The sequence below is a fragment of the Amycolatopsis sp. NPDC058340 genome (genome assembly GCF_042723975.1).
In the GTDB taxonomy this organism is placed as follows: domain Bacteria; phylum Actinomycetota; class Actinomycetes; order Mycobacteriales; family Pseudonocardiaceae; genus Amycolatopsis.
The window spans coordinates 70,264-95,096 of sequence record NZ_JBHXIB010000001.1; the positions used below are offsets into that span (position 1 = coordinate 70,264).

22 protein-coding genes are annotated in these 24,833 nt (G+C 69.4%); 10 read left to right on the plus strand and 12 right to left on the minus strand.

The window, feature by feature from the left end:
• The first annotated feature begins 53 nt into the window (after window positions 1-53).
• The 3 genes from ACFWIW_RS00345 to ACFWIW_RS00355 all read left to right on the plus strand — a co-directional run bounded on the left by ACFWIW_RS00345 (window position 54) and on the right by ACFWIW_RS00355 (window position 2,627).
• Window positions 54-1,088 (plus strand): LacI family DNA-binding transcriptional regulator, encoded by a 1,035-nt coding sequence (locus ACFWIW_RS00345; protein WP_378366418.1) that lies wholly within the window; start codon window positions 54-56, stop codon window positions 1,086-1,088.
• A gap of 88 nt (window positions 1,089-1,176) precedes the next feature.
• On the plus strand, window positions 1,177-2,046 hold the full coding sequence (locus ACFWIW_RS00350) for a LacI family DNA-binding transcriptional regulator (protein WP_378366419.1): 870 nt from the start codon (window positions 1,177-1,179) through the stop codon (window positions 2,044-2,046).
• A gap of 47 nt (window positions 2,047-2,093) precedes the next feature.
• Entirely contained in the window at window positions 2,094-2,627 is a 534-nt protein-coding gene (locus ACFWIW_RS00355) for a GNAT family N-acetyltransferase (protein ID WP_378366420.1), read from the plus strand.
• Window positions 2,628-2,871: 244 nt separating this feature from the next.
• On the opposite strand, the gene ACFWIW_RS00360 is transcribed toward ACFWIW_RS00355, so the two are convergent.
• A complete protein-coding gene (locus tag ACFWIW_RS00360) occupies window positions 2,872-3,888 on the minus strand; it encodes a glycoside hydrolase family 76 protein (RefSeq protein WP_378366421.1) in 1,017 nt (338 codons plus the stop codon).
• Window positions 3,889-3,961: 73 nt separating this feature from the next.
• Between ACFWIW_RS00360 and ACFWIW_RS00365 the strand changes: the two genes are divergently transcribed.
• A complete protein-coding gene (locus ACFWIW_RS00365; RefSeq protein ID WP_378366422.1) occupies window positions 3,962-6,097 on the plus strand; it encodes a molybdopterin-dependent oxidoreductase in 2,136 nt (711 codons plus the stop codon).
• A gap of 91 nt (window positions 6,098-6,188) precedes the next feature.
• On the opposite strand, the gene ACFWIW_RS00370 is transcribed toward ACFWIW_RS00365, so the two are convergent.
• The 6 genes from ACFWIW_RS00370 to ACFWIW_RS00395 all read right to left on the minus strand — a co-directional run bounded on the left by ACFWIW_RS00370 (window position 6,189) and on the right by ACFWIW_RS00395 (window position 11,860).
• The gene (locus tag ACFWIW_RS00370) at window positions 6,189-6,842 is read right to left on the minus strand and encodes a TrmH family RNA methyltransferase (protein ID WP_378366423.1); all 654 of its coding nucleotides are present in this window, start codon (window positions 6,840-6,842) and stop codon (window positions 6,189-6,191) included.
• A 14-nt stretch (window positions 6,843-6,856) separates the two neighbouring features.
• On the minus strand, window positions 6,857-7,249 hold the full coding sequence (locus ACFWIW_RS00375) for a DUF2784 domain-containing protein (protein WP_016338129.1): 393 nt from the start codon (window positions 7,247-7,249) through the stop codon (window positions 6,857-6,859).
• A gap of 118 nt (window positions 7,250-7,367) precedes the next feature.
• Complete coding sequence (gene pyrE / locus ACFWIW_RS00380) at window positions 7,368-7,931, minus strand: orotate phosphoribosyltransferase (RefSeq protein WP_016338130.1); 564 nt, start codon at window positions 7,929-7,931, stop codon at window positions 7,368-7,370.
• A 46-nt stretch (window positions 7,932-7,977) separates the two neighbouring features.
• The gene (locus ACFWIW_RS00385; protein ID WP_378366424.1) at window positions 7,978-10,512 is read right to left on the minus strand and encodes an FtsX-like permease family protein; all 2,535 of its coding nucleotides are present in this window, start codon (window positions 10,510-10,512) and stop codon (window positions 7,978-7,980) included.
• The gene (locus ACFWIW_RS00390; protein ID WP_378366425.1) at window positions 10,512-11,309 is read right to left on the minus strand and encodes an ABC transporter ATP-binding protein; all 798 of its coding nucleotides are present in this window, start codon (window positions 11,307-11,309) and stop codon (window positions 10,512-10,514) included. The genes ACFWIW_RS00385 and ACFWIW_RS00390 overlap by 1 nt, the downstream gene beginning before the upstream one ends.
• A gap of 71 nt (window positions 11,310-11,380) precedes the next feature.
• A complete protein-coding gene (locus ACFWIW_RS00395) occupies window positions 11,381-11,860 on the minus strand; it encodes a PepSY domain-containing protein (protein ID WP_378366426.1) in 480 nt (159 codons plus the stop codon).
• A 53-nt stretch (window positions 11,861-11,913) separates the two neighbouring features.
• Here ACFWIW_RS00395 and ACFWIW_RS00400 point away from each other — a divergent pair, with 53 nt between their 5' ends.
• On the plus strand, window positions 11,914-12,594 hold the full coding sequence (locus tag ACFWIW_RS00400; protein ID WP_378366427.1) for an MgtC/SapB family protein: 681 nt from the start codon (window positions 11,914-11,916) through the stop codon (window positions 12,592-12,594).
• Here the strand turns inward: ACFWIW_RS00400 and ACFWIW_RS00405 are convergent.
• On the minus strand, window positions 12,591-13,358 hold the full coding sequence (locus ACFWIW_RS00405; RefSeq protein ID WP_378366428.1) for an SDR family NAD(P)-dependent oxidoreductase: 768 nt from the start codon (window positions 13,356-13,358) through the stop codon (window positions 12,591-12,593). The genes ACFWIW_RS00400 and ACFWIW_RS00405 overlap by 4 nt on opposite strands.
• 121 nt (window positions 13,359-13,479) lie before the next feature.
• On the opposite strand from ACFWIW_RS00405, the gene ACFWIW_RS00410 reads away from it, so the two are divergent.
• Window positions 13,480-14,613 carry a hypothetical protein gene (locus ACFWIW_RS00410; protein WP_378366429.1) on the plus strand — a complete coding sequence of 378 codons (1,134 nt, stop codon included), beginning with the start codon at window positions 13,480-13,482 and terminating at the stop codon, window positions 14,611-14,613.
• Between the two features lie 100 nt (window positions 14,614-14,713).
• On the opposite strand, the gene ACFWIW_RS00415 is transcribed toward ACFWIW_RS00410, so the two are convergent.
• The 4 genes from ACFWIW_RS00415 to ACFWIW_RS00430 all read right to left on the minus strand — a co-directional run bounded on the left by ACFWIW_RS00415 (window position 14,714) and on the right by ACFWIW_RS00430 (window position 20,307).
• Complete coding sequence (locus ACFWIW_RS00415) at window positions 14,714-15,424, minus strand: hypothetical protein (RefSeq protein ID WP_240596555.1); 711 nt, start codon at window positions 15,422-15,424, stop codon at window positions 14,714-14,716.
• Window positions 15,425-15,896: 472 nt separating this feature from the next.
• Window positions 15,897-18,494 (minus strand): ATP-dependent chaperone ClpB, encoded by a 2,598-nt coding sequence (gene clpB / locus ACFWIW_RS00420; RefSeq protein ID WP_378366430.1) that lies wholly within the window; start codon window positions 18,492-18,494, stop codon window positions 15,897-15,899.
• A gap of 88 nt (window positions 18,495-18,582) precedes the next feature.
• A complete protein-coding gene (locus ACFWIW_RS00425) occupies window positions 18,583-19,767 on the minus strand; it encodes an MFS transporter (protein ID WP_378366431.1) in 1,185 nt (394 codons plus the stop codon).
• A 75-nt stretch (window positions 19,768-19,842) separates the two neighbouring features.
• Complete coding sequence (locus ACFWIW_RS00430; RefSeq protein WP_378366432.1) at window positions 19,843-20,307, minus strand: MarR family winged helix-turn-helix transcriptional regulator; 465 nt, start codon at window positions 20,305-20,307, stop codon at window positions 19,843-19,845.
• A gap of 270 nt (window positions 20,308-20,577) precedes the next feature.
• Here ACFWIW_RS00430 and ACFWIW_RS00435 point away from each other — a divergent pair, with 270 nt between their 5' ends.
• The 4 genes from ACFWIW_RS00435 to ACFWIW_RS00450 all read left to right on the plus strand — a co-directional run bounded on the left by ACFWIW_RS00435 (window position 20,578) and on the right by ACFWIW_RS00450 (window position 24,752).
• A complete protein-coding gene (locus ACFWIW_RS00435) occupies window positions 20,578-21,783 on the plus strand; it encodes a globin domain-containing protein (RefSeq protein WP_172843548.1) in 1,206 nt (401 codons plus the stop codon).
• Window positions 21,784-22,056: 273 nt separating this feature from the next.
• Complete coding sequence (locus tag ACFWIW_RS00440) at window positions 22,057-23,265, plus strand: globin domain-containing protein (protein WP_378366433.1); 1,209 nt, start codon at window positions 22,057-22,059, stop codon at window positions 23,263-23,265.
• 159 nt (window positions 23,266-23,424) lie between these two features.
• Window positions 23,425-24,159: a lytic polysaccharide monooxygenase gene (locus tag ACFWIW_RS00445; protein WP_378366434.1), complete on the plus strand. Its 735-nt coding sequence runs from the start codon at window positions 23,425-23,427 to the stop codon at window positions 24,157-24,159.
• Entirely contained in the window at window positions 24,156-24,752 is a 597-nt protein-coding gene (locus tag ACFWIW_RS00450; protein WP_240596550.1) for a DUF305 domain-containing protein, read from the plus strand. The genes ACFWIW_RS00445 and ACFWIW_RS00450 overlap by 4 nt, the downstream gene beginning before the upstream one ends.
• Window positions 24,753-24,833 lie beyond the last annotated feature (81 nt).

Sequence of the window (24,833 nt, forward strand, 5' to 3'; positions counted from 1 at the left end):
GTCGCAAGCGTTTGCGCAAACGCTTGCCAGCTGACTTCACCGAGGAACGTTTGATGCCCCCGTCTCGCTCGTCCCGCCCCACCCAACGCGACATCGCCGAGCTGGCGGGAGTCTCGATCACCACCGTCTCCCACGTGGTCAACGGGACGAGGGCGGTGGCCGAGGACACCAAGCTGGCGGTGCTGCGCGCGATCGAGCAGACCGGCTACACCGGCGACGCCATCGCCCGCTCGCTGGTGACCGGCGGGACGCGGTCGATCGGCGTCGCGATCTCCCTGGTCGCGAACCCGTACTTCGCGGCACTGATCCAGGCGATCGAACGCGAAGCCGCCCTGGCCGGATACACGGTCTTGCTCGCGGACACGCACGACACCGTCGACACCGAGCGTGAGACCGTGCGGACGCTGCGTTCGCGCCGGGTCGACGGGCTGCTGATCACGCCGTCGCCGGGCGACGGTTCGGTGATCGGCGAACTCGTCTCGCTGGACGTCCCGACCGTGCTCATCGACCGGCTCTCCACACGCACCGACGTCGACCAGGTCGGCGCGGAGAACATCCAATCGACGTCGGCGCTGACGGCGCATCTGGCGTCGCTCGGGCATCAGCGGATCGGCATGATCAGCGGCACGGCCGGGCTGAGCACCAGCGAGGAGCGGATCCTCGGCTATCGGCTGGGGCTCGGCCGCTCGGGTTTGACCTGGTCGGAGGACCTGGTCGCGTGCGGACAGTCCTCGCAGGCGGGTGGGGCGCTCGCGCTGAGCACGCTGCTCGCGCTGCCGGAACCGCCGACGGCGCTCGTGGTCGCCAACGACACCATGATGGTCGGGGTGCTGCACGAGCTGCGGCGCCGCGGCCTGCGCGCGGGCGTCGACCTGCCGGTGGTGGTCTACGACGACGTCGAGTGGGCCGATCTGGTCGATCCGCCGCTGACCACGATGGCCCAGCCGATCGAGGAGATAGGCACACAGGCGGTGCGCCTGTTGCTGGCCCGCATCAACGATCCCGCACGCAAGGCCCAGACGATGCGGATTCCGCCTACGCTCCGCCATCGCGCGTCCTGCGGATGCGCTCTCGTTCACTCACATTGATGATTGTTGGGAGACTTTCCGGTCTCGCCGCCGAGCGACGCTCCGTCAGCCGTTACCGTCATTCAAGCTCGGATGAAGGCGTGGAGCGATGACCGCATTGTCCCCGGCGTTACCCCTGTGGGAGGACACCCCTGTCACCCACCGGTTCGGGGTGGCCATGGCGATGCACGCGAACCCGTATTCGGGTGAACTCGTCCGCGCCATCCGCCGCGCCGCACGCCGTCACGGCTGCGAAATCACCCTCGCCGACACCGGAGACAGCGTCGCCGAAGAGGCCGCGGTCATCCGCGCGCTCCGGGCGGACCGCGTCGACGGGGTCCTGCTCGTCCCGGCGGCCGGCGACGAAGCGGTGATCAACGGGCTGGTCCGGATGGGTGTGCCGACCGTGCTCGTCGACCGGATGGCCGGACGCAACGACGTCGACCAGGTCGGCTCCGAGAACATCCAGGCCGTCTGCGCGCTCGTGCGGCATCTCGCGGGGCTGCGGCACCGCAAGATCGGCTTCATCTCCGGCGAAGAGGACGTGACCACCTACGAGGAGCGGGCGCTGGGCTACCGGCTCGGCCTCGGCCGCTCCGGCCTCCGGTGGACGTCGCAGCTGGTCGCCTGCGGGCGGTCGACCCCGGGCGGAGCCGCCGCCGCGACCGCGAAACTGCTCGACAGCTGGCCGTCGCCGACCGCGCTCGTGGTGGCGAGCGAGGCGATGATGATCGGCGTCCAGTACGAGGCGCACCGGCTCGGCATCCGGATCGGGCGCGACCTCGCGATCGTCGGCTACGGCGACATGGAGTGGGCCGGGCAGGTGACCCCGGCGGTCACCACGATGGCGCAGCCGATCGAGGAGATCGGGCGCAAGGCCGTCGAACTCCTGCTGGCCCGGATCACCGACCCTGAGCGACGACCCGAATCCGTACGGCTCGCGCCGCGCTTCATACACCGGCATTCGTGCGGCTGCTGAATCACAAGTCGCTGGTGAGAAGCCCGCCGCCGGGTGATGATGGCGGAATGACCGACCTGTGGACCGTGCACACCGCCGACCTCGAAGCAGGCGTGCTGAGGGCGGCACGCGCTCTGCTGGACGACGCTTTCGACGGCGATTTCAGCGACCACGACTGGGAGAACGCCCTCGGCGGCATGCACACGCTCGTCTGGGAGGCAGGCGAGCTGATCGGGCACGCGTCGCTGGTCCAGCGGCGCCTCGTGCACGACGGCCGGGTCCTCCGCACGGGTTATATCGAGGCGGTCGCCGTCCGGTCGGATCACCGGCGGCGCGGGCACGGCGCCGCGATGATGGACGCGCTGGAACGCGTCCTGCGGAAGGCGTACGACCTCGGGGCGCTTTCGGCGTCCGACGAGGCGCTGGAGTTCTACGCGTCGCGGGGCTGGCTGCTGTGGCGCGGGACTTCGTCGGCCATGACGCCTTCGGGCGTCGAGGCGACGAAGGAGGACGACGGGTCGATCCATGTGCTGCCGGTGGGGGTCACCCTGGATCTGGACGGGGAGATCACCTGCGACTGGCGGGCGGGCGACGTCTGGTGACCAGCATTTAGTCCTCTAAATGCGGTCTAGCACCGCGCGTTGGCGCACACACGACCTGAAACCGTCCACAAGGGACACCAGGGCTCACCCGATGCCCGACTTGAGTGCTTTGCGCCGGGGTCGTGAGTGGCGATGATTGTTCTAACCCTCTTTGCCACTCACGACCCCACGCGGAACCGCACATGAAGGCATGAATCGGCCGACAGGCTTGACCTCCCCCTCGATACCTGCCGCGTTTAGTCCTCTAAATGCGGTGTTCGAGGGTGGCCGCGGCTTCGAGCAGCATCCACGCGCTCACCTGGACGGACAGGTCGCGTTCGGGAGCATCGGCGGCGAGGGGCAGCGAAGGTGCCGGAGTCGCCCAGTCGGCGCTGAAGAGCGGCCCGTGCGGCGTCTCGATGGCGCCCGACCAGCACGCGTCAGCCGACCGGATGACCAGGTCACGCGCCACCCCGCTCGGCAGCACCGGCGCCGCGAGCGCCAGGTACCGGGCGAGGATCCCGCCGAACAGGCCGCCGTCACCGCCTTCCTGTCCCCGGATCACCCCGTTCGGCGCGACATGTTCCGCGACCGCGTGGATCGTGTGCTCCACTCTGTCCATTTCGGACAGTTCGAGGCAGGCGCCGAGGTAGACCCCTTGGCAATACGTGAAAATATGCTTCACCAGTTCGCCGCTGCCGACGCGCAGGCCATCCCACACCAGGCCGGATTCCGGGTCGACGAGCCGTTCGGTCATCCAGTCGGTCAATCCACGAGCGTGCTGCGTCGAACCTTCGCGGGCGTGGAAGATCGCGGCCGGGCCGTTCGCGGGCGCGTTCTTGAAGTCGTCGCCGACGCGCCACCAGATCCCGCCGCCCGCGTCGTCGGTCCAGCCTTCGCGCAGCCGCGAACTGATCGCCTCCAACCCGCCGCGGACGTCCAGCCCGAGATGCCCCGCCCGTTGCAGCGCGAGGCCGAGCCAGGCGATGTCGTCGTAGTAGTCGTTGATCCACTTGCCGAAGTTGCGCAGCCGCACGGACACCACGAACCGGTCGATCAGTTTCAGCCGTTCCGGCGACGGCTTCCGCAGCTGGGCGTCGACGAGGGTGTCCAGCAGATGCGCCTGCCACCAGTAGTTCCAGTGCCAGTGGACGCGCTGCCCCATCGAGGGCGGCCAGCCGCTGCGGCCCAGCACGGTCCCCGGCAGCCCCCACACGCGGCGCAGATGCCGGTCGCGGATCGCGCGCTCGGCGATCGCGGCCCGGTCGGCGAGAGCAGTCATCGCGCCATCATCCCTTGCCCATCGACATACCGCTCAGTATGTTGGGATGACTCCCGGACCCGCGAGGTGCTTCATGACCACGGCGCACGTGACCTGCCCGCTCTGCGAAGCCACCTGCGGGCTGGAGGTGACGATCGACGAGAAGAGCCTGGTCACCCGCGTACAGGGTGACCATGAGGACGTCTTCTCGAAGGGCTACATCTGCCCGAAGGGCGCGTCGCTCGGCGCGCTGCACCACGACCCGGACAGGCTCACCGCGCCGCTGGTCAAACGGGACGGAGAGTTCGTCGAGGTCACCTGGGACGAGGCGTTCGCCGAGATCGACCGGCGGCTCCGGCCGATCATCGACGAGCACGGCAAGAACGCGGTCGCCGTCTACTCCGGCAACCCGACGGTGCACAACGCGGCGCTGGTGCTCTACGGCCGCGTGTTCTTCAAAGCCTTGGGCACCAGGAACTTCTACACCGCGACCACGGTCGATCAGATGCCGAAGCACTTCTCCTCCGGCTACCTCTTCGGTGACCCGCAGGCCATCCCCGTCCCCGACCTCGACCGCACCGAGCATCTGCTCATCCTGGGCGCGAACCCGTTGGTGTCCAACGGAAGCCTGATGACCGCGGCCGACACTCGCGGGCGGCTGCGCGGGATACAGAAACGCGGCGGCAAGATCGTCGTCCTCGATCCGCGCCGCACCCGGACCGCGCGACTCGCCGACGAGCACCACGCGATCCGGCCTGGCACCGACGCGTTGTTCCTGTTCGCGCTGGTCAACGTCCTGTTCGCGGAGAACCGCGTCCGCCCCGGCGAGCACGTCGCCGGCGTCGAGGAGGTCCGCGCGCTCGCGGAGCCGTTCACGCCGGAGGCGGTCGCACCCGCGACCGGGATCGACGCCGCCGAGATCCGCCGTATCGCGCTCGACCTCGCGGACGCCGACCGCGCCGCGGTGTACGGCCGGATGGGCACCACGACCCAGGCGTACGGCACCATCGCGAGCTGGCTGGTCGACGTCCTCAACACGCTCACCGGCAACCTCGATCGCAAAGGCGGCGTGATGTTCCCGCTGCCCGCCCTGTGGCGGCCGCGCCGGTCCTCGCCGTTCACCAGCGGCCGCTGGACGAGCCGGGTGCGCGGGTATCCCGAGGTGCTCGGCGAACTGCCGGTGGCCACGCTCGCGGACGAGATCGAGACCCCCGGCGAAGGCCAGGTGCGGGCGCTGGTGACCATCAGCGGCAACCCGGCGTTGAGCACGCCGAACTCCGCGCGGCTCACGGAAGCGTTGCGGCAGCTGGACTTCATGATCTCGCTCGACGTGTACCTCAACGAGACCACGCGGCACGCCGACGTCATCCTGCCCGGGCCGTCGCCGCTGGAACGGCCGCATTACGACGTCGCGCTGTACGCGCTCGCCGTGCGCAACGTCGCGAACTGGACACCGCAAACGCTCGAAACCGACATGCCGCAGGAGTGGGTGACCCTGCTGCGGCTGGCCGGGATCGCCGCGGGTCAGGGGCCGGACGTCGACGTCGCCGCCTTCGACACGATGGTCGCGGGCGAGACGGCGAGGCGCACCGGCGTCGACCTCTCGCTCGCCGAAGGCCGCACGGGCCCGGCGCGGATGATCGATCTGATGCTGCGCGGTGGACCGTACGGGCTGAGCCTGGCCGACCTCGAAGCGGCTCCGCACGGCATCGACCTCGGCGCGCTGAAGCCGCGGCTGCCCGAGGCGCTCGCCACCGCGAGCGGGAAGGTCGAGCTGGCCCCGGACGCGATCACGAAGGACGTGCCGCGGCTGCGCGCGGAGCTGGACAAGGCGCCCGACGGCGGGCTGCTGCTGATCGGGCGTCGGCATCTGAGCTCGAACAACTCGTGGATGCACAATCTGACGCCGCTGGTACGCGGCGGGAATCGGTGCACCGTCCAGGTGAACCCGGACGACGCCTCCCGGCTCGGGCTGACCGACGGCGGGCTCGCGTCGGTGACTTCGCGGGCGGGCAAGCTCGAAGCGCCGGTGGAGGTCACGGCCGACGTCCGGCCCGGCGTGGTGAGCATGCCGCACGGCTGGGGGCACGACCTCGACGGAACCCGGACGAAGGTCGCTGCCGCGCACGCCGGGGTCAACTCGAACCTGGTCGCCGACGAGACCCTGCTCGACGTCCCGTCGGGGAACGCCGTGCTGAACGGGATCCCGGTGGAGGTGACCCCCGTCTAGCCGAGGGCTGAAGGGGACTTTCCCCGCATCTCACGCGGTGAAGGACGCTTTCACCACGTCTTATGCGGGGAAAGCGTCCTTCAGCCCCCGGCTACCAGGCTTGGGCGAGGTCGGCGTGCTGCCGGATCCAGGCGTGCATGACGATCCCGGCGGCGACACCGGCGTTGATCGAACGGGTGGTGCCGAACTGCGCGATCGAAACGACCAGTGACGCCGTCTTCTGCGCCTCGGCCGACAGTCCCGGCCCCTCCTGGCCGAACAGCAGGACGCATTCGCGCGGCAGTTCGGCGGTTTCGACGGGCTGCGAGCCGGGCGTGTTGTCGACGGCGACCACGGCGAGCCCTTCCGCCGCGGCGAAGGCCAGCAGCCCGTTGACGTCCTCGTGGTGGAGAAGATGCTGGTAGCGGTCGGTCACCATGGCGCCGCGCCGGTTCCAGCGGCGCCGCCCGACGATGTGCACCGCCGCCGCGGCGAACGCGTTCGCCGTCCGGACCACGGTGCCGATGTTGTGGTCGTGCTGGAAGTTCTCGATCGCCACGTGGAACGGATGCCGCCGCGAGTCCACATCGGACACGATGGCCTCGCGCCGCCAGTAGCGGTACGGGTCGACGACGTTGCGGCGATCGCCGTTGGCCAGGAGCTCCGGGTCGTAGCGCTCGTCCGCGGGCCACTCGCCCTCCCACGGGCCGACGCCGATCTCTTCCCGCGCCACCCATTCGGTGGGCCCGGCCTCTTGCTCAGTCACCCGGTGATTGTCACTCAGCCCATGCTGACGCGGTGCGCCGGTGCGTCCCCGTCGTGGTGGCGGTGACGCCAGCGCTGGTACGCGCCGATGTAGGAGATGATCACCGTCGCCATCGCGATCACGACGACCACCGGCAGCGACGAACGCGGGAACACGGTGTCGTAGAGGTAGTAGGCGTTGAAGCCGCCGGGCAGGTCGCCGAGGCCCTGCTGGTGCCGGAAGTAGTTCTCGGCCGCCGTCAGCGGGCAGGGCCACGGGAAGACGTTGACGAGCACACCCCATGCGGCGAAGAACACATGCACGAAGATCACCTTCGGCCACCGCCACGCCAGGAAACCGCCGAATCCTATGAACAACAGCGCGAAAATATGCACCGCGACTGTCACGTTCGCCAGGAAACCCGCCACCTCAAGCCCCCTTTCACACCCCTACCAGGGACGTTACCCCTCTCTTATTGAGAAACGCTCACGAAAAAACGGGGCATCCTCCGTTCGCACAGAGGATGCCCCGTTCGGGAGGCTTTACTCAGGACAGACCGAGATCGTCCTTGTTCAGAATGTAACGGTATTCGAGGCCTTCCTTCTCGATGGCCTCGCGCGCTCCGGTGTCCCGGTCGACGACGGTCGCGACGCCGACCACGTTCGCCCCGGCCTCGCGCAGCGCCTCGACGGCGGTGAGGACGCTGCCGCCGGTGGTCGAGGTGTCCTCGACGGCCAGCACGCGCTGCCCCAGCACCTCGACACCTTCGATCCGGCGCTGCATGCCGTGTTCCTTGACGGCCTTGCGGACGACGAACGCGTCGAGCACGACACCGTCGGTCGCCGCGGAGTGCAGCATCGCCAGCGCCACCGGGTCCGCGCCGAGGGTCAGGCCGCCGGCGGCGACGTAGTCCCAGTCGTGCGTGAGCTGCCGGAGCAGCTTCCCGATGAGCGGAGCGGCCGCGTGATGCAGCGTCGCCCGCCGGAGGTCGATGTAGTAGTCGGCTTCCTTGCCAGAGGACAAGGTCACCTTGCCGTGCACGACGGCGAGTTCGCCGACCAGTCTCGCCAGTTCGAGTTTCGCCGCTTGATCAACACCGGGGTACGCCACGGCCGAGAGTCTTACACACGGCCCGCCGGGCGCTTCGAAGGTAGCTCTAGTCATTGCCGGACGTCGCCGCGTCGACCGCCTGGCCGCGGGTCGCCGCCCAGGCCGGGACCAGGGTCGCCGCCAGCGCGAGCGCCGCGGCGAGCCCGATGATGGTCAGATAGATCAGCGGCGAGCCCATCGGCAGCAGGGAATCGGCCGCCACCAGGCAGAACGGGACGATCGCGCCCGCCGAGACGACGGTGCCGAGCACGATCCCGACCAGTGCGACGAGCCCGCCTTCGAAGCCGGCCATCCGCAGCACCTGCGCCCTCGTCGAGCCGGTGAGCCGCTGGAGGCCGAACTCGCGACGCCGCCGCACGGTCGCCATCACGAGCGTGTTGGCGACCGAAATCACCGTGTAGGCGATGATCATCCCGACCAGCAGGTAGTTCACCCACGCGCCGACGGCCTGGTCCTTGTCGTGCGCCGCGACGAGCGCCGCCCGGTCACCGACGGACACCGGCAGTCCGGCCGTCGCCTCGCGGAGCCGCTCGGTGAGCACCGCCGGATCGACGTCCGGGGCGGCGCGGACCAGCATCTGCGGCGCGAGTCCGGCGGTGGTGTGCGGAGCCAGGAGACCGGCCGGGAGCAGCAGGCTTTCGAAGCCGGGACGCTGGCTGGTCACCGCGACGACCTTGACGTCGACGGGGGCGCCGTCGCCGAGCCGCAGGCTGAGCGTATCGCCGAGACCGCGGCCGAAGTCCTTCGCGAAGACCTCGGGGAGCGCGACGGTCCGGCCGGTCAGCGCCGTCAGGTCACCTTGGGTCACCTTGGTGTCGGTCGTGGCGGAGGCGCCGGATGCGGTGAGGCCGATCGCCGGCCGTCCCTCGTCGGAGGAGTCGTACGGGTTCTCGAGGAACACGCTGCTGGTGACGTACTCGGACGCTCCGGCCACACCGGGCACGGCCTGGATCCGCTGGACGAGGTCCGGCGACAGCCCTCCCGCCGCGGAACCGATCACGGCGTCCGCCCGGACGTCTTCGGTGAACGCCTGGTTCGCCAGCTCCTGCTGGGTGGTCTGCAGGTAGATGTTCGCGGTCGCGATGCCGACGGCGAGCATGATCGGGGTGACCGCGCCCGCCGCCCGGACGATGCCGGCGCGGGTGTTGAGCACGGCGAGCCGGGCGTCGATACCGCCGAGCAGGCGCATCGGCCACTGCAGGATCGCCGTCATCACCTTGGCGACGCCGGGCGTGATCATCGCGACGCCGATCGCCCAGAGGATCACCGCGGGTCCGGCGGTGCTTGCCGCGATCGGTCCGGTCATCACCGCCACGGTCACGATGGCCAGCGCGGTGCCGCCGCCGAAGCAGAGCGCGGCGACGATGAACCGCGTCGGGGTCAGCCAGCGGCGGGTGACCGCGGCCTCGGCGAGCGCCTCGGTCGGCCGGATCTTCCCGGCGCGGCGGCCGGCGACGAAGGCGGCGATGAACACCGCGAGCATCGCGGCTCCCGCGCCGACGACGGCGGGCAGCCAGCCCTGGTAGAACCGCAGGACCGGGGGCACCACACCATTTTCGACCAGCTGTCCGAACAGCCACTCGCCGAGGATCGGTCCCAGCAGCGCGGCGAGCGCGGTGGCGAGCACGCCGACGGCCAGCGCTTCGCCGAGCACCATGCGCCGGAGCTGACGCGGGGTCGTGCCGATCGCCCGCATCAGCGCGAGTTCCCTCGAACGCTGCTGGGTGGACAGGCTCAGTGTGCTGGCGACGACGAACATCGCGACCATCACCGAAAGCCCACCGGACACCGCGGCGATGACGATCAGGTTGGAGCCGCTGGAATCGGCCTCGGGGAACTCCGCGACACCGCGATCGATACCGGTCAGGACGTTCGCCCCGGCCGCGGCCTCGGCGACCTTCGCCTGCACCGTTTCGATGTCGGCGCCCGGATCGGTGAAGACGCCGATGACGTCGGCCTTGCCGGGGTGCCCGGAGAGCCGGGCGGCGTCGGCGGCGGAGAAGAACACGGCCGCCTGCGTGATCGAACGCGGCGCACCGGCCATCCCGGCGACGCGGAACACTTCGGTCTTGCCGCGCGCGGCGACCTCCACGACGTCGCCGGGCTTGGCCCCCGACGAGGACTCGACGACGACCTCGCCCGCGACGGGCGCGGCACCCGCGACCAGCGCGTACGGGGTCAGGACGGCGGAATCCCAAGCGTGGCCGAGCGCGGGCTTGCCGCCCGCTGCGAGCGGGAAGCTCACTTCGGCGACGACGTCCGAGACGCCGGAGACGGACCTCAGCCGGGAGACCAGTCCGCTGTCGAGCCGGACACGTTCAGGAAGCCGCGCGTCCTCGAACTTGCGCTTGTCGTCGGCTTCGAGGGAGGCCGGGTCTTCCTTGGGCAGCTCGAAGGTCTGGCCGCCGGTGACGAGGATCGGCGCGGCCGCGAGCCGCTGCGGTTCCGCGTTGCCGCGGATCCCCGTCTCCATCAGGCCACCGCAGGAGGCGACGATCAGCGCGCCGAAGAAGACCGCGACGAAGGTGCCGATGAACCCGCCCTTGCGCAGGCGCAAGGTCCGGAAGGCGAGTCGCAGCATCACGCACCCGCCCTGGCCGGGCCGGTGTTCTGGCCCCTCCGCTGAGACGCGTACGTCGGGGCTGCCCAGGCACCCAGGTGGGTCATGCGTTCGGCGACGACGTCCGCGGTCGGGGCGTGCAGTTCGTCCGCGATCCGGCCGTCGGCGAGGAAGATGACCCGGTCCGCGTACGAGGCGGCCATCGGGTCGTGGGTCACCATGATCACCGTCTGGCCGGTCGTGCGGACCGAAGCGCGCAGCAGCTCCAGGACTTCGGCGGCGGTGCGGGTGTCGAGCGCCCCTGTCGGCTCGTCGGCGAAGACCACCGCGGGCCGGGTGACCAGTGCCCGCGCGATCGCGACGCGCTGTGCCTGCCCGCCGGACAGTTCACCGGGAAGGTGCTTGCGGCGGCCGGAAAGCCCGACGCGGGCCAGCATCTCCTCGACGACGCGGCGATCCGGTTTGGCGCCGGCGAGCTGCTGCGGGAGCGTGACGTTCTGTTCGACGGTCAGCGCCGGAAGCAGGTTGAAGGCCTGGAAGATGAAGCCCACCCGGTCGCGGCGCAGCTTCGTCAGCTTCGTCTCGCTCATCCCGGCCAGCTCCTGCCCGTCGAGCACGACGGATCCCGACGTCGGCCGGTCCAGCCCGGCCGCGCAGTGCAGGAAGGTGCTCTTGCCCGAGCCCGAAGGGCCCATCACGGCGGTGAAGCCGCCGCGCGGGAACGCGAGCGTCACCCCGTCCAGTGCGACGACGCCCTTGCCGTATTCCTTGCGGACGCCGTCGAGCCGGACCGCGTCTCCGTTCCACCCAGGGTTCATGGTGAAAACCCTAGGAATCCCAGGTCGGAAGCACCCTGGGGCGAGCGTGCGTCTCGTTGGTAGGGCGGGCCCTACCTGACCGCCCCGGTTTTGGCGTCCACGTCGAGGTCGTGCTCGATCCCCTTGCCGTCACGCAGCCCGACCTGCCAGACGAGGGCGCCGTCGGTGGCTCGGTCGATCTCCATTTCGTCGAGCTCACCCGGCTGCCGTTGCTGCGCGGTCTGCAACGCCTTGACCGCGTCGACGTCCGCCTGTTCGATCTTCGCCAGGTCGTCGCTCGGCTTCGCGGTCGGCTGGTCGCCGAGCACCTGACCGCCGTCCCGGCTCACGCGGATCTTGTGTTCCTGCCCTTGCGACGCGACCTTGATCTCCCAGCCGTCGTTCGCGGGCTCGACGTCGAACACCCGCCCGCCGGGCATGGCGGCCGCCGCGGCTTGGATCGCCTTCACCGGCTGGGCTTCCGGTCCCGGAGCCGCGGGCCCTGGCGGTTGCTCGGTGGAACAAGCGGCCAGCGTCAGCGCGACCGCGATGACGAGAAGTGATGACTTCATGATCCACGCGTACCCGCCCGGGGCGGGCTCGAACCGTCGGATGGCACTGTGGGGTGATGGTCTCGAACGGACAGGGCTGGCTCCAGATCGGCGAGCTGACGACGGCGTTCGCGCTTTCGGCGGCGATCGGGCTGGAGCGGCAGATCAGGGGCAAGAGCGCCGGACTGCGGACCCAGACGATCGTGGGCACGGCGTCCGCGCTGATCCTTTTGGTCAGTAAGTACGGTTTCGGCGACATCCTCGCGACCGGGCAGGTCGTCCTCGACCCGTCCCGGATCGCGGCGCAGATCGTCTCCGGTGTCGGATTCCTCGGCGCCGGGCTGATCATCACCAGGCAGGGCGCGATCCGGGGGCTCACCACGGCCGCCGCGGTCTGGGAGACCGCGGCCATCGGCATGGCGGCGGGGGCCGGTCTGCTGCTGCTGGCGGTCGTGGTGACGGCCATGCATTTCGTGGTGGTACTCGGTTTCACCTGGCTGACCGAGCATCTTCCGGGCGGCACGGGCACGACGAGGCTGCGCGTGAGTTACGCGGACGGGCAGGGAGTTCTTCGCGATCTGCTGGCGCTGTGCACCAGCCATCGCTGGTCGATCACGTCGTTGCGGATCACCGACGACCGCGACGGCGAGGTGACGGTGTCACTCGACCTCACCGGCCCCGATCACACCGCCGCCCCGGCCGTGCTCGCCGCGACCGAAGGGGTGCGGTCGATCGAAACCGCCGACGACGATTAGGTGCGGCCTTTGCCGCCGAACCCGCCGCCGAGCTTGCGCAGCACCGCCCTCGGCAGCAACCCGCCGACCGCGACGAGTGCCTTGTACTGCAGGCTCGGCACCGAGATCACCTTGCCGCGGCGCAGATCCGCGAGCGCCTCGTCCACGACCTGCTCGACGCCGAGCCAGAACGCCTTCGGCCCCGGCTTGTCCAGACCCGCCCGCTCGTGGAACTCCGTGGTGGTGAACCCGGGGCACAGCGCCATCATGCGGATGTTCTTCGGCAGCGAGGCGGCGATGCCCTCGGTGAACGAGGTGACCCAGTTCTTGCTGGCCGTGTACGTCGAACCACGGCCGCTGAAGAAGCCGGCGACCGAACTGACGTTGATGATCGCGCCCTCGCCGCGCTCGATCATGCCCGGCAGCGCGGCGCGGGTCAGCCGCAGGACCGCCGTGACGTTGACGTCGAGCTGACGTTGCAGCGCGTCCGGCGGGATGGTCCAGAAATCGCCGTTGAGACCGAAACCCGCGTTGTTCACCAGCAGGTCCACCGGCTCGCCTTCCAGGCGGGCCTCGACCGGCGCTCGTCCGTCCACTTCGGACAGATCGGCGGGCAGGACGACGACGTCCACACCGTGCGCCTCGATCAGTTCCGCCGCGAAACCCTCCAGCCGGTCGACGTCGCGGGCGACGAGCACGAGGTCGTACCCCTCGGCGGCGAGCCGGCGCGCGAACTGCGCACCGATGCCGGCGGTGGCACCGGTGATCAGGGCGGTCTGTGTCATGTCGCCGAACCTACTCCTCGGTCGGAATCCGGGAAGACGCTCGGCCGAGCCGGATGTGGGGGTCACCCACCGTGGGGATTTGACGTGCAACCGCACTGGTCGGGAAGTATCGTCCGGCCCCATGGGGAAGCACAGCAGGCGCAAGCCGAGCTACCTGCCCAAAGTCGCGGTCGGCGCGGCGCCGCTGGCGTTGTTGCTCGCCGGCCCGGCCACCGCCATCGCCAGCCAGACCGACCCGTCGATCCCGCTGCCCCTCGACCACCAGCGCGAAGGCAGCCTGGACCGCGGAGCCGGCTTCACCACCGAAGGCGATACATCCGTCTTTCGCGGTTTCTTGAACAACACCGAACGGAACGTCTTCGGCAAGGACCTCGGCGACGCGAAGGCCGTCGCGGACGTCCGCCGCTCGGTGAGCGAGACCGTCGAGACCCGCGAGAGTGTCACTGCGCGCCCGGACAAGGTCGGCGCGCTCGGTGCGGCGAAGACCACCGAGACCCTCAAACAAGGCCAGCGGGAAGCCGTGAAGGTCGACCGCTACGGCAGTGTCGTCGCCGGGAACGAGACCGAACTCGAGCGGACCGGCACACGGCTGACCGAGGTCACCCTCGACCCGCGTACCGGCGTCCCCACCTTCGTCTCCCAGGACGGCCGCGCTCTCCGCGCGTCCGAGGGGACCTACCACGCCGTCCGCCCGCTACCCGGGGTCGGCGTGATCAACGAGACGGACCAGCGGGCAGGCGGAGCCCTCGACCGGGCCGTCCGGCTCGACGGCGCCTTCTCCGGCGACCTCGGCGGCGTCCTGGAGGCCGGGCGGTCGTCCGGGCACGCGGTCGACGTCGGCGAGCTCGCGGCCGTCGGGACCACGTCGACGCAGCACGGCAACGGCCGGCTCAAAGGCGTTCTTCCGCTCGACGTCGGCTCGGGCACCGCTCTCGGCCAAGACCACGCCTTCGGCGGCACCGTCGGCCCGGGGACCGGGCTCGTGACCACTGGGCAGAACATGGATCTGGCGCAGCACGGCGACGGACTCACCGGCTCCGGTTCGCATACGATCAGCGGTGACCTCGGCGTCGGCGAGGTCGCGTCCGTCCACGGCGCCACGACGTCGTCCGTGCGCGGGGTCCTGCCCACCACCGATCCGGCGCGAGCGGGGCAGCTGACGCAGTCCGGGACGCTCGACCTGACGCTGCTCGGTCAGCCGGCGCACACGGGCTACACGGCCGGGGCGCTCCCGCTGGAGCTCGAACCGGCCTGACCAGGCCGCCACCGATGTCGCGAAAGCCACTTTCGCGACGTTCAAGGTTGCGAAAGTGGCTTTCGCAACGTCCTCGACGGCAAAGCCGCGTCTGAGAGTCCTAGGCCTGCGGCTCGATGTCGTCGGCGGCCTCGGCCTGCCAGTGACGGCCCGGGGTCGGGGCGTTGTCGTACTCCTCGTCGAACGGGTCCACGATGTCGGCGATCTCGCCGAGGTCGCGCAGCAGCCGCTCGAGCCGCGACGGCCCGGCGTTCGGGGCGACGCTCGCGAGCACCCACTCGTTCTCCAGCCACGCCACGCCGACGTCGCCGCCGAGCGAGTCCGCCGCGTCGACGAGTTCCTGCGTGATCACCTTGCGGGCACCCTCGGAGTCGTCCGCGAAGGCGTAACGCTGACCGATCGGGCCCAGCATCTCGGGCATGTCCTGGCGCTGGAACGGCACACTGGACAGCCACATCTCCAGCGGCACTTCGTGCACGCGGTTGCAGCGCACGGCGACCACGACCGCCGGGATCTGGCCCTCGGTCTCGATGTCGAAGATGAAGACGGGGCGCCGCCCGTCGGAGGTGAAGGTGGACCCGGCCACGACGTTGACCGCCAGCTGCGCGCCGAAGTACCCGATCGCGCCGTTGGACCACTGCCGCGGCAGCCGCTCGTCCTCTTCGACGAACTGCCAGCCGCGCAGCTCGGCCCAGCGCATGCGCTCGCGATTGCGCGAGCCCTCCTTCGCCCGGTCGGCCGCGAGCAGCGCCAGCCCCGCCACCAAGGCGACGGCGGCGATGACGAACCAGATCCACGCCGGAATACCCACGACGGTCAGGGTATCCCCCTGCCCTCACCGGATGTGATCGCCGGGCGCCGTGTCGCGCGCCCCTTTCGGTGCGGGGCCCGGGAAAGACCACGAAAGACGCGGAAAAGGTCGACAAATCGCCGTGTCGCCAACGCTTGTGAATGGCAGGCGATCACCTGTGATCAGACGGACGACTCACGTGATCAGACGGACGACACAAGTGATTGGACGGACGACACGCGTGATCAGGGGCGTGACTCGCGTGATCGAAGGCGGAACTCGCGTGATCAGAGGCGGAACACCCCGAGTGCGGCCGCCGATCACGCGAGTCACGTCCCTGATCACGCGAATCACGCCTTCGCTCATGCCGCGCCGATGTGCCCGGGTCCGTGAAGGCCTCCTTGAGGGACTCTGGGTCCCTCAAGGAGGCCTTCACGGACTTCGGACAAGGAGGAGCAGAAGACCACGGTTGGTTCTAGCCGTTCACGAGACCTCAGTCCACCCGCGTGACCGTCAGTGCCTCCGACGCCTCCTGGGCCGGGATGTCCACCCGGACCGTGTCGCCGTCCCGGATCTCACCGGCGAGCAGCTGTTTCGCCAGCTTGTCGCCGATCGCCGACTGCACGAGCCGCCGCAGCGGCCGCGCGCCGTAGATCGGGTCGAAGCCGTTCAGCGCGAGCCACTCGCGGGCCCCGTCGGTGACGTCCAGCGTCAAGCGACGCCGCGAAAGCCGCGTGGCGAGCCGCTCGATCTGGATGTCCACAATGGACGTCAGCTCGTCGGTGCCCAGCGCGTGGAAGACCACGATGTCGTCCAACCGGTTCAGGAACTCCGGTTTGAACTGACGCTGCACCACCGACATCACCGCGTCGTTGCGCTGGCGCTCGTCGAGCGCCGGGTCGGCGATGGCCTGCGAGCCGAGGTTCGACGTCAGCACCAGGATCGTGTTGCGGAAGTCGACCGTGCGGCCCTGGCCGTCGGTGAGCCGTCCGTCGTCGAGCACCTGGAGGAGCACGTCGAACACGTCCGGATGCGCCTTCTCGACCTCGTCCAGCAGCACCACCGAATACGGCCGGCGGCGCACCGACTCGGTCAGCTGCCCGCCCTGGTCGTAGCCGACGTAGCCGGGAGGCGCACCGACCAGGCGCGCCACCGAGTGCTTCTCGGCGTACTCGCTCATGTCGATCCGCAGCATCGCGCGCTCGTCGTCGAACAGGAACTCGGCCAGCGCCTTCGCCAGCTCGGTCTTGCCGACGCCGGTCGGGCCGAGGAACAGGAACGAACCGGTCGGCCGGTCGGGGTCGGCGACGCCGGCCCGGGTGCGGCGCACCGCGTCCGAGACGACCTGCACGGCCTCCTTCTGCCCGACGACCCGCTTGCCGAGCTCCTCCTCCATCCGGAGCAGCTTGCCCGTCTCGCCTTCCAGCAGCCGCCCGGCCGGGATACCGGTCCACGCGCTGACCACGTCGGCGACGTCGTCCGCGCTGACCTCCTCCTTGAGCATCACGTTCTGCTGGCTGACCTCGTTCGCCTCGGTCGCGGCCTGGAACTCCTTCTCCAGCGCGGGAATCCGGCCGTAGCGGAGTTCGGCGGCCTTGCCGAGGTCGCCGTCGCGTTCGGCGCGTTCGGACTCGCCGCGCAGCTGCTCCAGCTGCTCCTTGAGTTCGCGGACGCGTTCGATCGAGCCCTTCTCGTTCTGCCAGCGCGCGGTCAGCGCGGTCAGCGTTTCCCGCTTTTCGGCCAGTTCCGAACGCAGCGCGGCGAGGCGCTCCTTCGACGCGGCATCGTCCTCTTTGGACAACGCCATCTCTTCGATCTCCATCCGCCGCACGGCGCGCTCGACCTCGTCGATCTCGACGGGCCGGGAGTCGATCTCCATGCGGAGCTTCGAGGCGGCCTCGTCGACCAGGTCGATCGCCTTGTCCGGCAGGAACCGGGCGGTGATGTAGCGGTCGGACAGGGTCGCGGCGGCGACCAGCGCGGCGTCGGTGATGCGCACACCGTGGTGCACCTCGTACCGCTCCTTGAGCCCGCGCAGGATGGCGATGGTGTCCTCGGGGGACGGTTCGCCGACCAGCACCTGCTGGAAGCGCCGCTCCAGCGCGGCGTCCTTCTCGATGTGCTGGCGGTACTCGTCGAGCGTGGTCGCGCCGACCATCCGCAGCTCGCCGCGGGCGAGCATCGGCTTGATCATGTTGCCCGCGTCCATCGCGCCTTCACCGGTCGCGCCGGCGCCGACGATGGTGTGCAGCTCGTCGATGAAGGTGACGACCTCGCCCGCGGAGTCGGTGATCTCCTTGAGCACGGCCTTCAGCCGCTCTTCGAACTCGCCGCGGAACTTGGCGCCCGCGACCATCGAGCCGAGGTCCAGCGCCACCACGCGTTTGCCGCGCAGCGACTCCGGCACGTCACCGGCGACGATGCGCTGGGCGAGCCCTTCGACGATGGCCGTCTTGCCGACGCCCGGCTCGCCGATCAGCACCGGGTTGTTCTTGGTGCGGCGCGAGAGCACCTGCACCACGCGGCGGATCTCGGTGTCGCGGCCGATCACCGGGTCCAGCTCGCCGGCGCGGGCGCGCTCGGTCAGGTCGACGCCGTACTTCTCCAGCGCCTTGAACGTGCTTTCGGGATCCGCGCTCGTGATCCGCGCGGAGCCGCGCACCTTGGCGAACGCCTCGCGCAGCGCGTCCGGGGTGGCGCCGTGCCGTTTGAGCAGCTCGGCGACCGGCCCGCCTTCGGTGGCGAGGCCGACGAGGAGGTGTTCCGTCGAGACGTACTCGTCGCCGAGTTCGGTCGCGAGCTTCTGCGCGTGCGTCAGCGCCTTGACCGCGTTCGTGTCGAACTGCGGGCTCGACACGGTGGCGCCGGTCGCCGACGGCAGCGCCGCGATCAGCGGCTCCAGCTCCTTGTGCACCTGCGCCGGATCGGCCCCGACCGCGGTCAGCAGCGGTGCGGTGAGCCCCTCACCCTGCGCCAGCAGGGCGCCGAGCAGGTGTGCGGCCGCCACATGCGGGTTCCCCGCCATCGTGGCCGCCTGCGCCGCCGACGAGATCGCCTGCTGGGTCTTCGTGGTCGGGTTGAAAGCGTCCATCCCTCACCTCGTACTAGGTCTTGCGAAGATCTGTCGACAGGTACAACGTCAGGAAAGTTGAGTCTGTTCCGCTCAACTCTGAAAAAGTTCAGCCCCCGCTCGGGGAGACGGCCTCCGCGGGCAGACGCGGACCCACCCGGCCGAGGCCGACGACGGCCGTGCAGGCGCACGCGGCCACGAGCACCCACGGGATCCAGACTGCCACGGAGAACAACGCCACGACGGCCGGAGCGATCACCGCCGCGAGCGTGAACGCGTATTGGAAGGCCGCCAGATACCGGCCCCGCGCCTCCGGTGGCGCCGCCGCTTCGGCCAGCGCCCCGGACCGCGGGCCGAAGGCGAGATCGCCCGCGGCCAGCACGAGGGTCGCGCCGAGCAGGTAAACCGGCTGGAACACCTTCGGCACGAACACCACCACCAGGCAGGCAAGGCACCACACCGCGAACAACGCCGAGCCCGCGCGCATGGCGGCGATCCGGGTGAGTTTGCGGGTGAGCCGCAAGCCGACGACTCCACCCAGACTGGTGACGACGGTGAGCAGCGCGATGATCGCCCCGGGAAGCCATCGAGGCCCCTGCAACGCGTTGAAGACGTACACCGGCATCCCGATGAGGAAGAAGTCCATCGTGAGCGCGAAGAGGCCGCTGAACACGATGAGCGCCAGGTACGGACGGTTCCGCCAGACCCGCGCGGGCCCCGAGCACCGGGGCAGGTGCTGCGGGGCGGGGGTGACGAGCGTCGAGAGGACGGCCGCGGCGATGACGAAGGTCGCGACGTCCAGCATCACGGCGACATAGAGGCCATCGCGCCCGATCCACACCAGCAGCCCGGCCGCGGCGAGCCCGCCCAGCCCGAAGCCCGCGGAGCGGACCATCGCGGCTTCGGCGAACGGCCGGTCCTTCGGCCCTTCGCCCGCGACGTCGGCGATGAGCGAGAACTGCGAGCTGTAGAACAGCTGCTGCCCGGCCGCGAGCATGACGGACGCGCCGACGACCCCGGCGAATCCACCGGCCAGCAGGAAGGCGCTCGCCCCGGCGGCCTGCAGGACGTGGGCACAGATCATCACCGACCGAGGGCCGATCAGGTCGACGAGCCGCCCGGCGAACGCGGGGACGAGCAGCCCGGCCAGTGCACCGAGAGTGACCGCACTCCCCGCCTGGGCGAGGGGGAGACCCACCACACGGATGACGAAGACCAGCCCGAGCGGGAGGAAAAGTCCCGAGCCGAAGTTGTCGATTCCCAAGGCGACCAGTAATGCGACCCGGTTACGCACTGATACGACGCTACCGGTGTCACGGCGCCGCGAAAGGTCCGTTCAGTCAAGACCGGCGGGTAGGAACGGCCGACGTCAAACGTCGCATGTCCGCACGGACAGGGCGGCGCGGACATCGGCGTTCATCTCCGCCAGGCGCGTGGTCAGTTCGAGGACCTTTTCGTCGTCCCAGCCGCCGAGCGCGCGCTCCATGAATTCCAGATAGCCGGCCCGCCTGCGCCCCAGCTCCGCGCGCCCGCGCTCGGAGATGCTGATGATCGACGCGCGGCCGTCCTCGGGGGCGGGACGGCGGTCGACCATCCCCGCCGCGGACAGCTGGGAGATTTGACGGCTTACGACCGAAAGGTCCACAAAGCGTCGTTTGGCCAATTCGGAAGGGCGCGCTTCACCGTGCTTCGCCAGATCCGACAGCAGCATCGCGGCCGCCGGATGCAGACCGGGGTCGTCTTGCCACGCCTGCATTATCCAGGCGTGCTGCAGCTGGGAGGCGGCCTTCAACTCACGCATCAGCTCGACTTTGGCGTCGTCCGCGGAGCTCATCGGTCCCTCCTGGCTACTTGTACAGTACAACTTTATTCGGCGACACTTGCGTAAGACAACTATTTACCTCGTGAGATCGCCCACTGCCGACCGGTTTCGAGTACACCCGTCCGGAGCAACGATGCAGGCAAAAGGTCTCTCGGCGGCTAGTCTCGCGAACGAGCCGGAACTCAGCCGACCGGCCGACAGCCACTGACCGGAGAGGTGAATGATCCGTGAATTCTTCTCCAGTGGACCCTCGTTCGTGAACCTGGGGAACTGTCTTCCGGTATGCGCTTCCCGATCAGCGACTCCCAGCCCGTGACGGCCGACGCGGTCAGCCCGGTCCCGCGGTCTTCGGCGCCGCGTGAAGCCCCGCCCGCGGTCACCGCGATGGTGCGGCTCATCCGGGACACCTGGGCGAAGTCGGAACCCTTCATCCCGGAGATCTCGCAGTTCTTCTACGGGATGCTGTTCACCCTCGCGCCGGCCACCCGCGACTTCTTCCCGATCAACATGGAGGTCCAGCGCGGCAGGCTGGTCCGCGCGCTGGTGCACATCGTGCAGATGGTCGACCGGCCGGACGACCTGGTCCCGTTCCTGACCCAGCTCGGCCGCGACCACCGCAAGTTCGGTGTCATCCCTCGGCACTACGAGGCCGTCGGCACCGCACTGCTCGCCTCGCTCAAGAACCACCTCGGCCCGGACTGGACACCCGAGGTCGAACGGGCCTGGGCGGAGGCGTTCACCATCGTCGCCCGCGCGATGCAGGAGGCCGCCGCGGCCGACGTCAACCCGGCGTCGTGGTCGGCGACCGTCCTCGAACACCGGCGGCTCACCTGGGATCTCGCCCTGGTCCGCGTCCAGCCCGAATTCCCGGTGCCGTACCAGCCCGGTCAGTACATGAGCGTCGAAGTACCGCAGCGGCCGCGGCTCTGGCGCTACCTTTCGCCCGCGAACGCGCCGCGCGAGGACGGCGGCATCGAGTTCCACGTGCGCGCCGTCGACGGCGGCTGGGTTTCGCGCGCCATCGTGAGCCACACACAGCCCGGCGACGTCTGGCGGCTCGGACCGCCGCTCGGCAGGCTTTCGGTCGACCGCACCGACGGCCGCGGCGTCCTGATGATCGCGGGCGGCACCGGTATCGCGCCGCTGCGCGCCATCCTGGACGACCTCGCGCAGTGGGGCGAGAACCCGAAGGTCCAGTTGTTCTACGGCGGACCGTCGCGTGAGGACCTCTACGACCTCGACGAGTTGCGTGCCCTGGCCGCCACGAACCCGTGGCTCACCGTGACCCCGGTGGTCGAGCACGGTGAGGAAGCTCCCGGCTGCGTACAGGGCACGCTCGCGGAAGCCGTTACGCAGCAAGGATCCTGGCCGGGACACCGGATCCTCGTCGCCGGTTCGCCCGCGATGATCCGGGCGACCGTGTCCCGGATGCTGGTCGCGGGCAGCGCGCTCGACCAGATCGCGTACGACCCCTTCACCATCGACTAGGGAATTCGATTCCACAATGGTGATCGGCCGCGTTACGTAACCTCGTAATCACGGAGAAAAAGCCACCCGATCGGCCGATCACGCTTTCCTTTACTTAGTGCCAGACGGGGTTGACGGCGCGTATATCGTTTGCTCCGTTCGAGCGGGAAACAACCATTCTTGGATCCTTTCGCGACGTTCGGGCATACAGTCGGGAACCCTCGGGGGAACACGAGCACGATGACATCGGGTCTGGAGAATATGCCCGATCCAACTGGAGAAAATCGTTCACCCATGACTGCCGAAACAGTGAAGTACGAGCATCCACCGGGTTCGTCGAGATCTTCACCGATTCCCGTCCCGCCCTTGGTCGAGACGCCGACGGCGGACAAGTCCGGGCAGCTGGCCAAGCTCATCAGGGAGAGTTTCGCCGCCGTCGAAACGAAGGCCGAGGAGCTGTCCCAGTACTTCTACGGCGTGCTCTTCTCCGTTTCGCCGGACGCCAGGGCGTTGTTCCCGATAAACATGGCCACGCAGCGAAATCGTTTGCTGCGCGCGCTGGTCTACGTCGTGCAGATGGTGGACCGGCCCGACGAGCTGGCCACCTTCCTCGCCCAGCTCGGCCGGGACCACCGGAAGTTCGACGTACTCGGCCGCCATTACGACGCCGTCGGCGTCGCGCTGATCGCCGCGTTGAAAAGGTTCTTGAAGGACGACTGGACTCCCGAGGTGGAAGACGCCTGGGTCACCGCGTACGGCGTCATTTCGAAGAGCATGCGGGAGGCCGCGGGCAAGGAGGCCGGGCCGGCGTGGTGGAAGGCGACCGTCGTCGAACACCGGCTCGCCACCCGCGACGTCGCCGTGATCAAGGTGCGCACCGATCAGCCGCTCCCGTACCGGGCGGGCGGCTACGTCAGCGTCGAGGTCCCGCAACGGCCGCGGATGTGGCGGTACTTCTCGCCCGCCACCGCGCCGCACGACGACGGGACGATGGAGTTCCACGTGCACGCCGTCCGCGGCGGCTGGGTCTCGCGCGCGATCGTCCACCACACCCGGCGCGGCGACGTCTGGCGCCTCGGACCGTCGCTGGGCGCGCTTTCGGTGCACCACACGGAAAGCCGTCCGCTGCTGATGATCGGCGGCGGCACCGGCGTCGCGCCCCTGCTCGCTCTGCTCGACGACATGTCGCGCTGGAAGAGCAATCCGCCGGTCCACCTCTTCTTCGGTGGCCGCCGTCCGGAGGACCTCTACGCCCTCGACGAGCTCCGCGGGCTGACCGTCACCTGCCCTTGGCTGACGGTGACGCCGGTGACCGAGGAGGGCACCATCGCCGGCGGCGACCGCGGCACGCTGGCCACGGCGGTCACGCAACGCGGCGCTTGGAAGGAGCGCGATGTGTACGTCGCCGGTTCGCCGTCGATGATCCGGGCGACGATCGCGAAACTGCTCGCCGCGGGCACGGACCTGGCTCGGATCAAGTACGACCCCTTCACCCTGGACTGAGGCGATACTTCGTTCGTATTAGGCCGATCGGCTGTTCCACCTGGGCCCGACGCAGCAGTAGGTCAGTGAATCATTGACCACGGTCACCGGCGGATTTATGGTCTAGACCACATTGCTCCCCCTCACGGGAACACCGTCGTTCCATCCCCAGGAGCCGGCATGACCGTCAAACGCAAGCTCGTGGCAGCCGCCGCCGGTGCGATCCTCGCCCCGATCGCCATCGTGGCCGTCCCGCAGGTGGCCAGCGCCCACGGCTACGTGCTGTCCCCGCCCAGCCGCCAGGCGAACTGCGCCCAAGGCAAGGTTTCGGGCTGCGGCAGCATCGTCTACGAACCCCAGAGCGTCGAGGGCCCCAAGGGTCTCCGCAGCTGCAACGGCGGACTTCCCCAGTTCGCCGAGCTCAACGACGAGTCGAAGCCGTGGCCCGCCGCGTCGGTCGGCAACAGCGTGACCTTCAACTGGAAGTTCACCGCCTACCACCGGACCACGAACTACGAGTACTACATCGGCGGCACCAAGATCGCCGACGTCAGCGGGAACAACTCCGCGCCGACGGACCCGACGTCGCACACGGTGAGCCTCAACGGCTTCAGCGGACGGCAGAAGGTGCTCGCCGTGTGGAACATCGCGGACACGCCGATGGCCTTCTACAGCTGCATCGACCTGCAGATCGGCGGCGGCAACCCGCCGACCACGAGCAACCCGCCCACGACGTCGAACCCGCCGACCAGCACCAGCAACCCGCCCACCGGGGGCACCTGGGCGGCCGGGACGGCCTACGCGGTCGGCAGCACGGTGACCTACGGCGGCGCGACCTACCGCTGCCAGATGGCGCATACGGCGCTCCAAGGCTGGGAGCCGCCGAACACGCCCGCGCTGTGGACCCGGCAGTGAAGCTGGCCCTCGTTCTCGTCGCCGGTCTCGTGGCCCTCGCGGGCTGCGGGGCCGGTGATGGCTCACCCGGTACCGCGGGCGCCCCGCTCTCCCCCGTCCCCCAGTCGGCCGGGGCGTCCGCGGAGTACAACGACGCCGACGTGATGTTCCTGCAGATGATGATCGCCCACAACAACCAGGGCGTGGAGATCGTCAAACTGGTGAAGACCAAGCAGGCGCAGAAGCAGGAGCTGAAGGATCTCGCGGCCGCCATCGAGGCGACCCAGCAGACCGAGACCACCGACATGCGGAACTGGCTGAAGGCCTGGGGCAAACCCGAGACGGGTTCGGCGGATCCGCACGCGCACCACCATCACGGCGGCGACGGGCTCACCGACAAGGGACTGCTCGAAGCACTGTCCAAAAAGGATGGTGCGGAATTCAGTCTGGACTTCGCCGACATCTTCGTCGCGCACCAGCACAACGGGGTCGCGCTGGCGAGGACCGAACTGAAGGACGGGAAGAACCCCGAGTCGAAGGCACTGGCCCAGCGGATCCAGGACTCGCGCACCGGCGAGGTCCAGCAGATCCGGACCCTGGTCCCCGGCCAATGACGCGTTTAGTCCTCTGAATGCGGGTAGCGGCGTCGCGTTGCGAAAGCCACTTTCACAACGTTGAAGGTTGCGAAAGTGGCT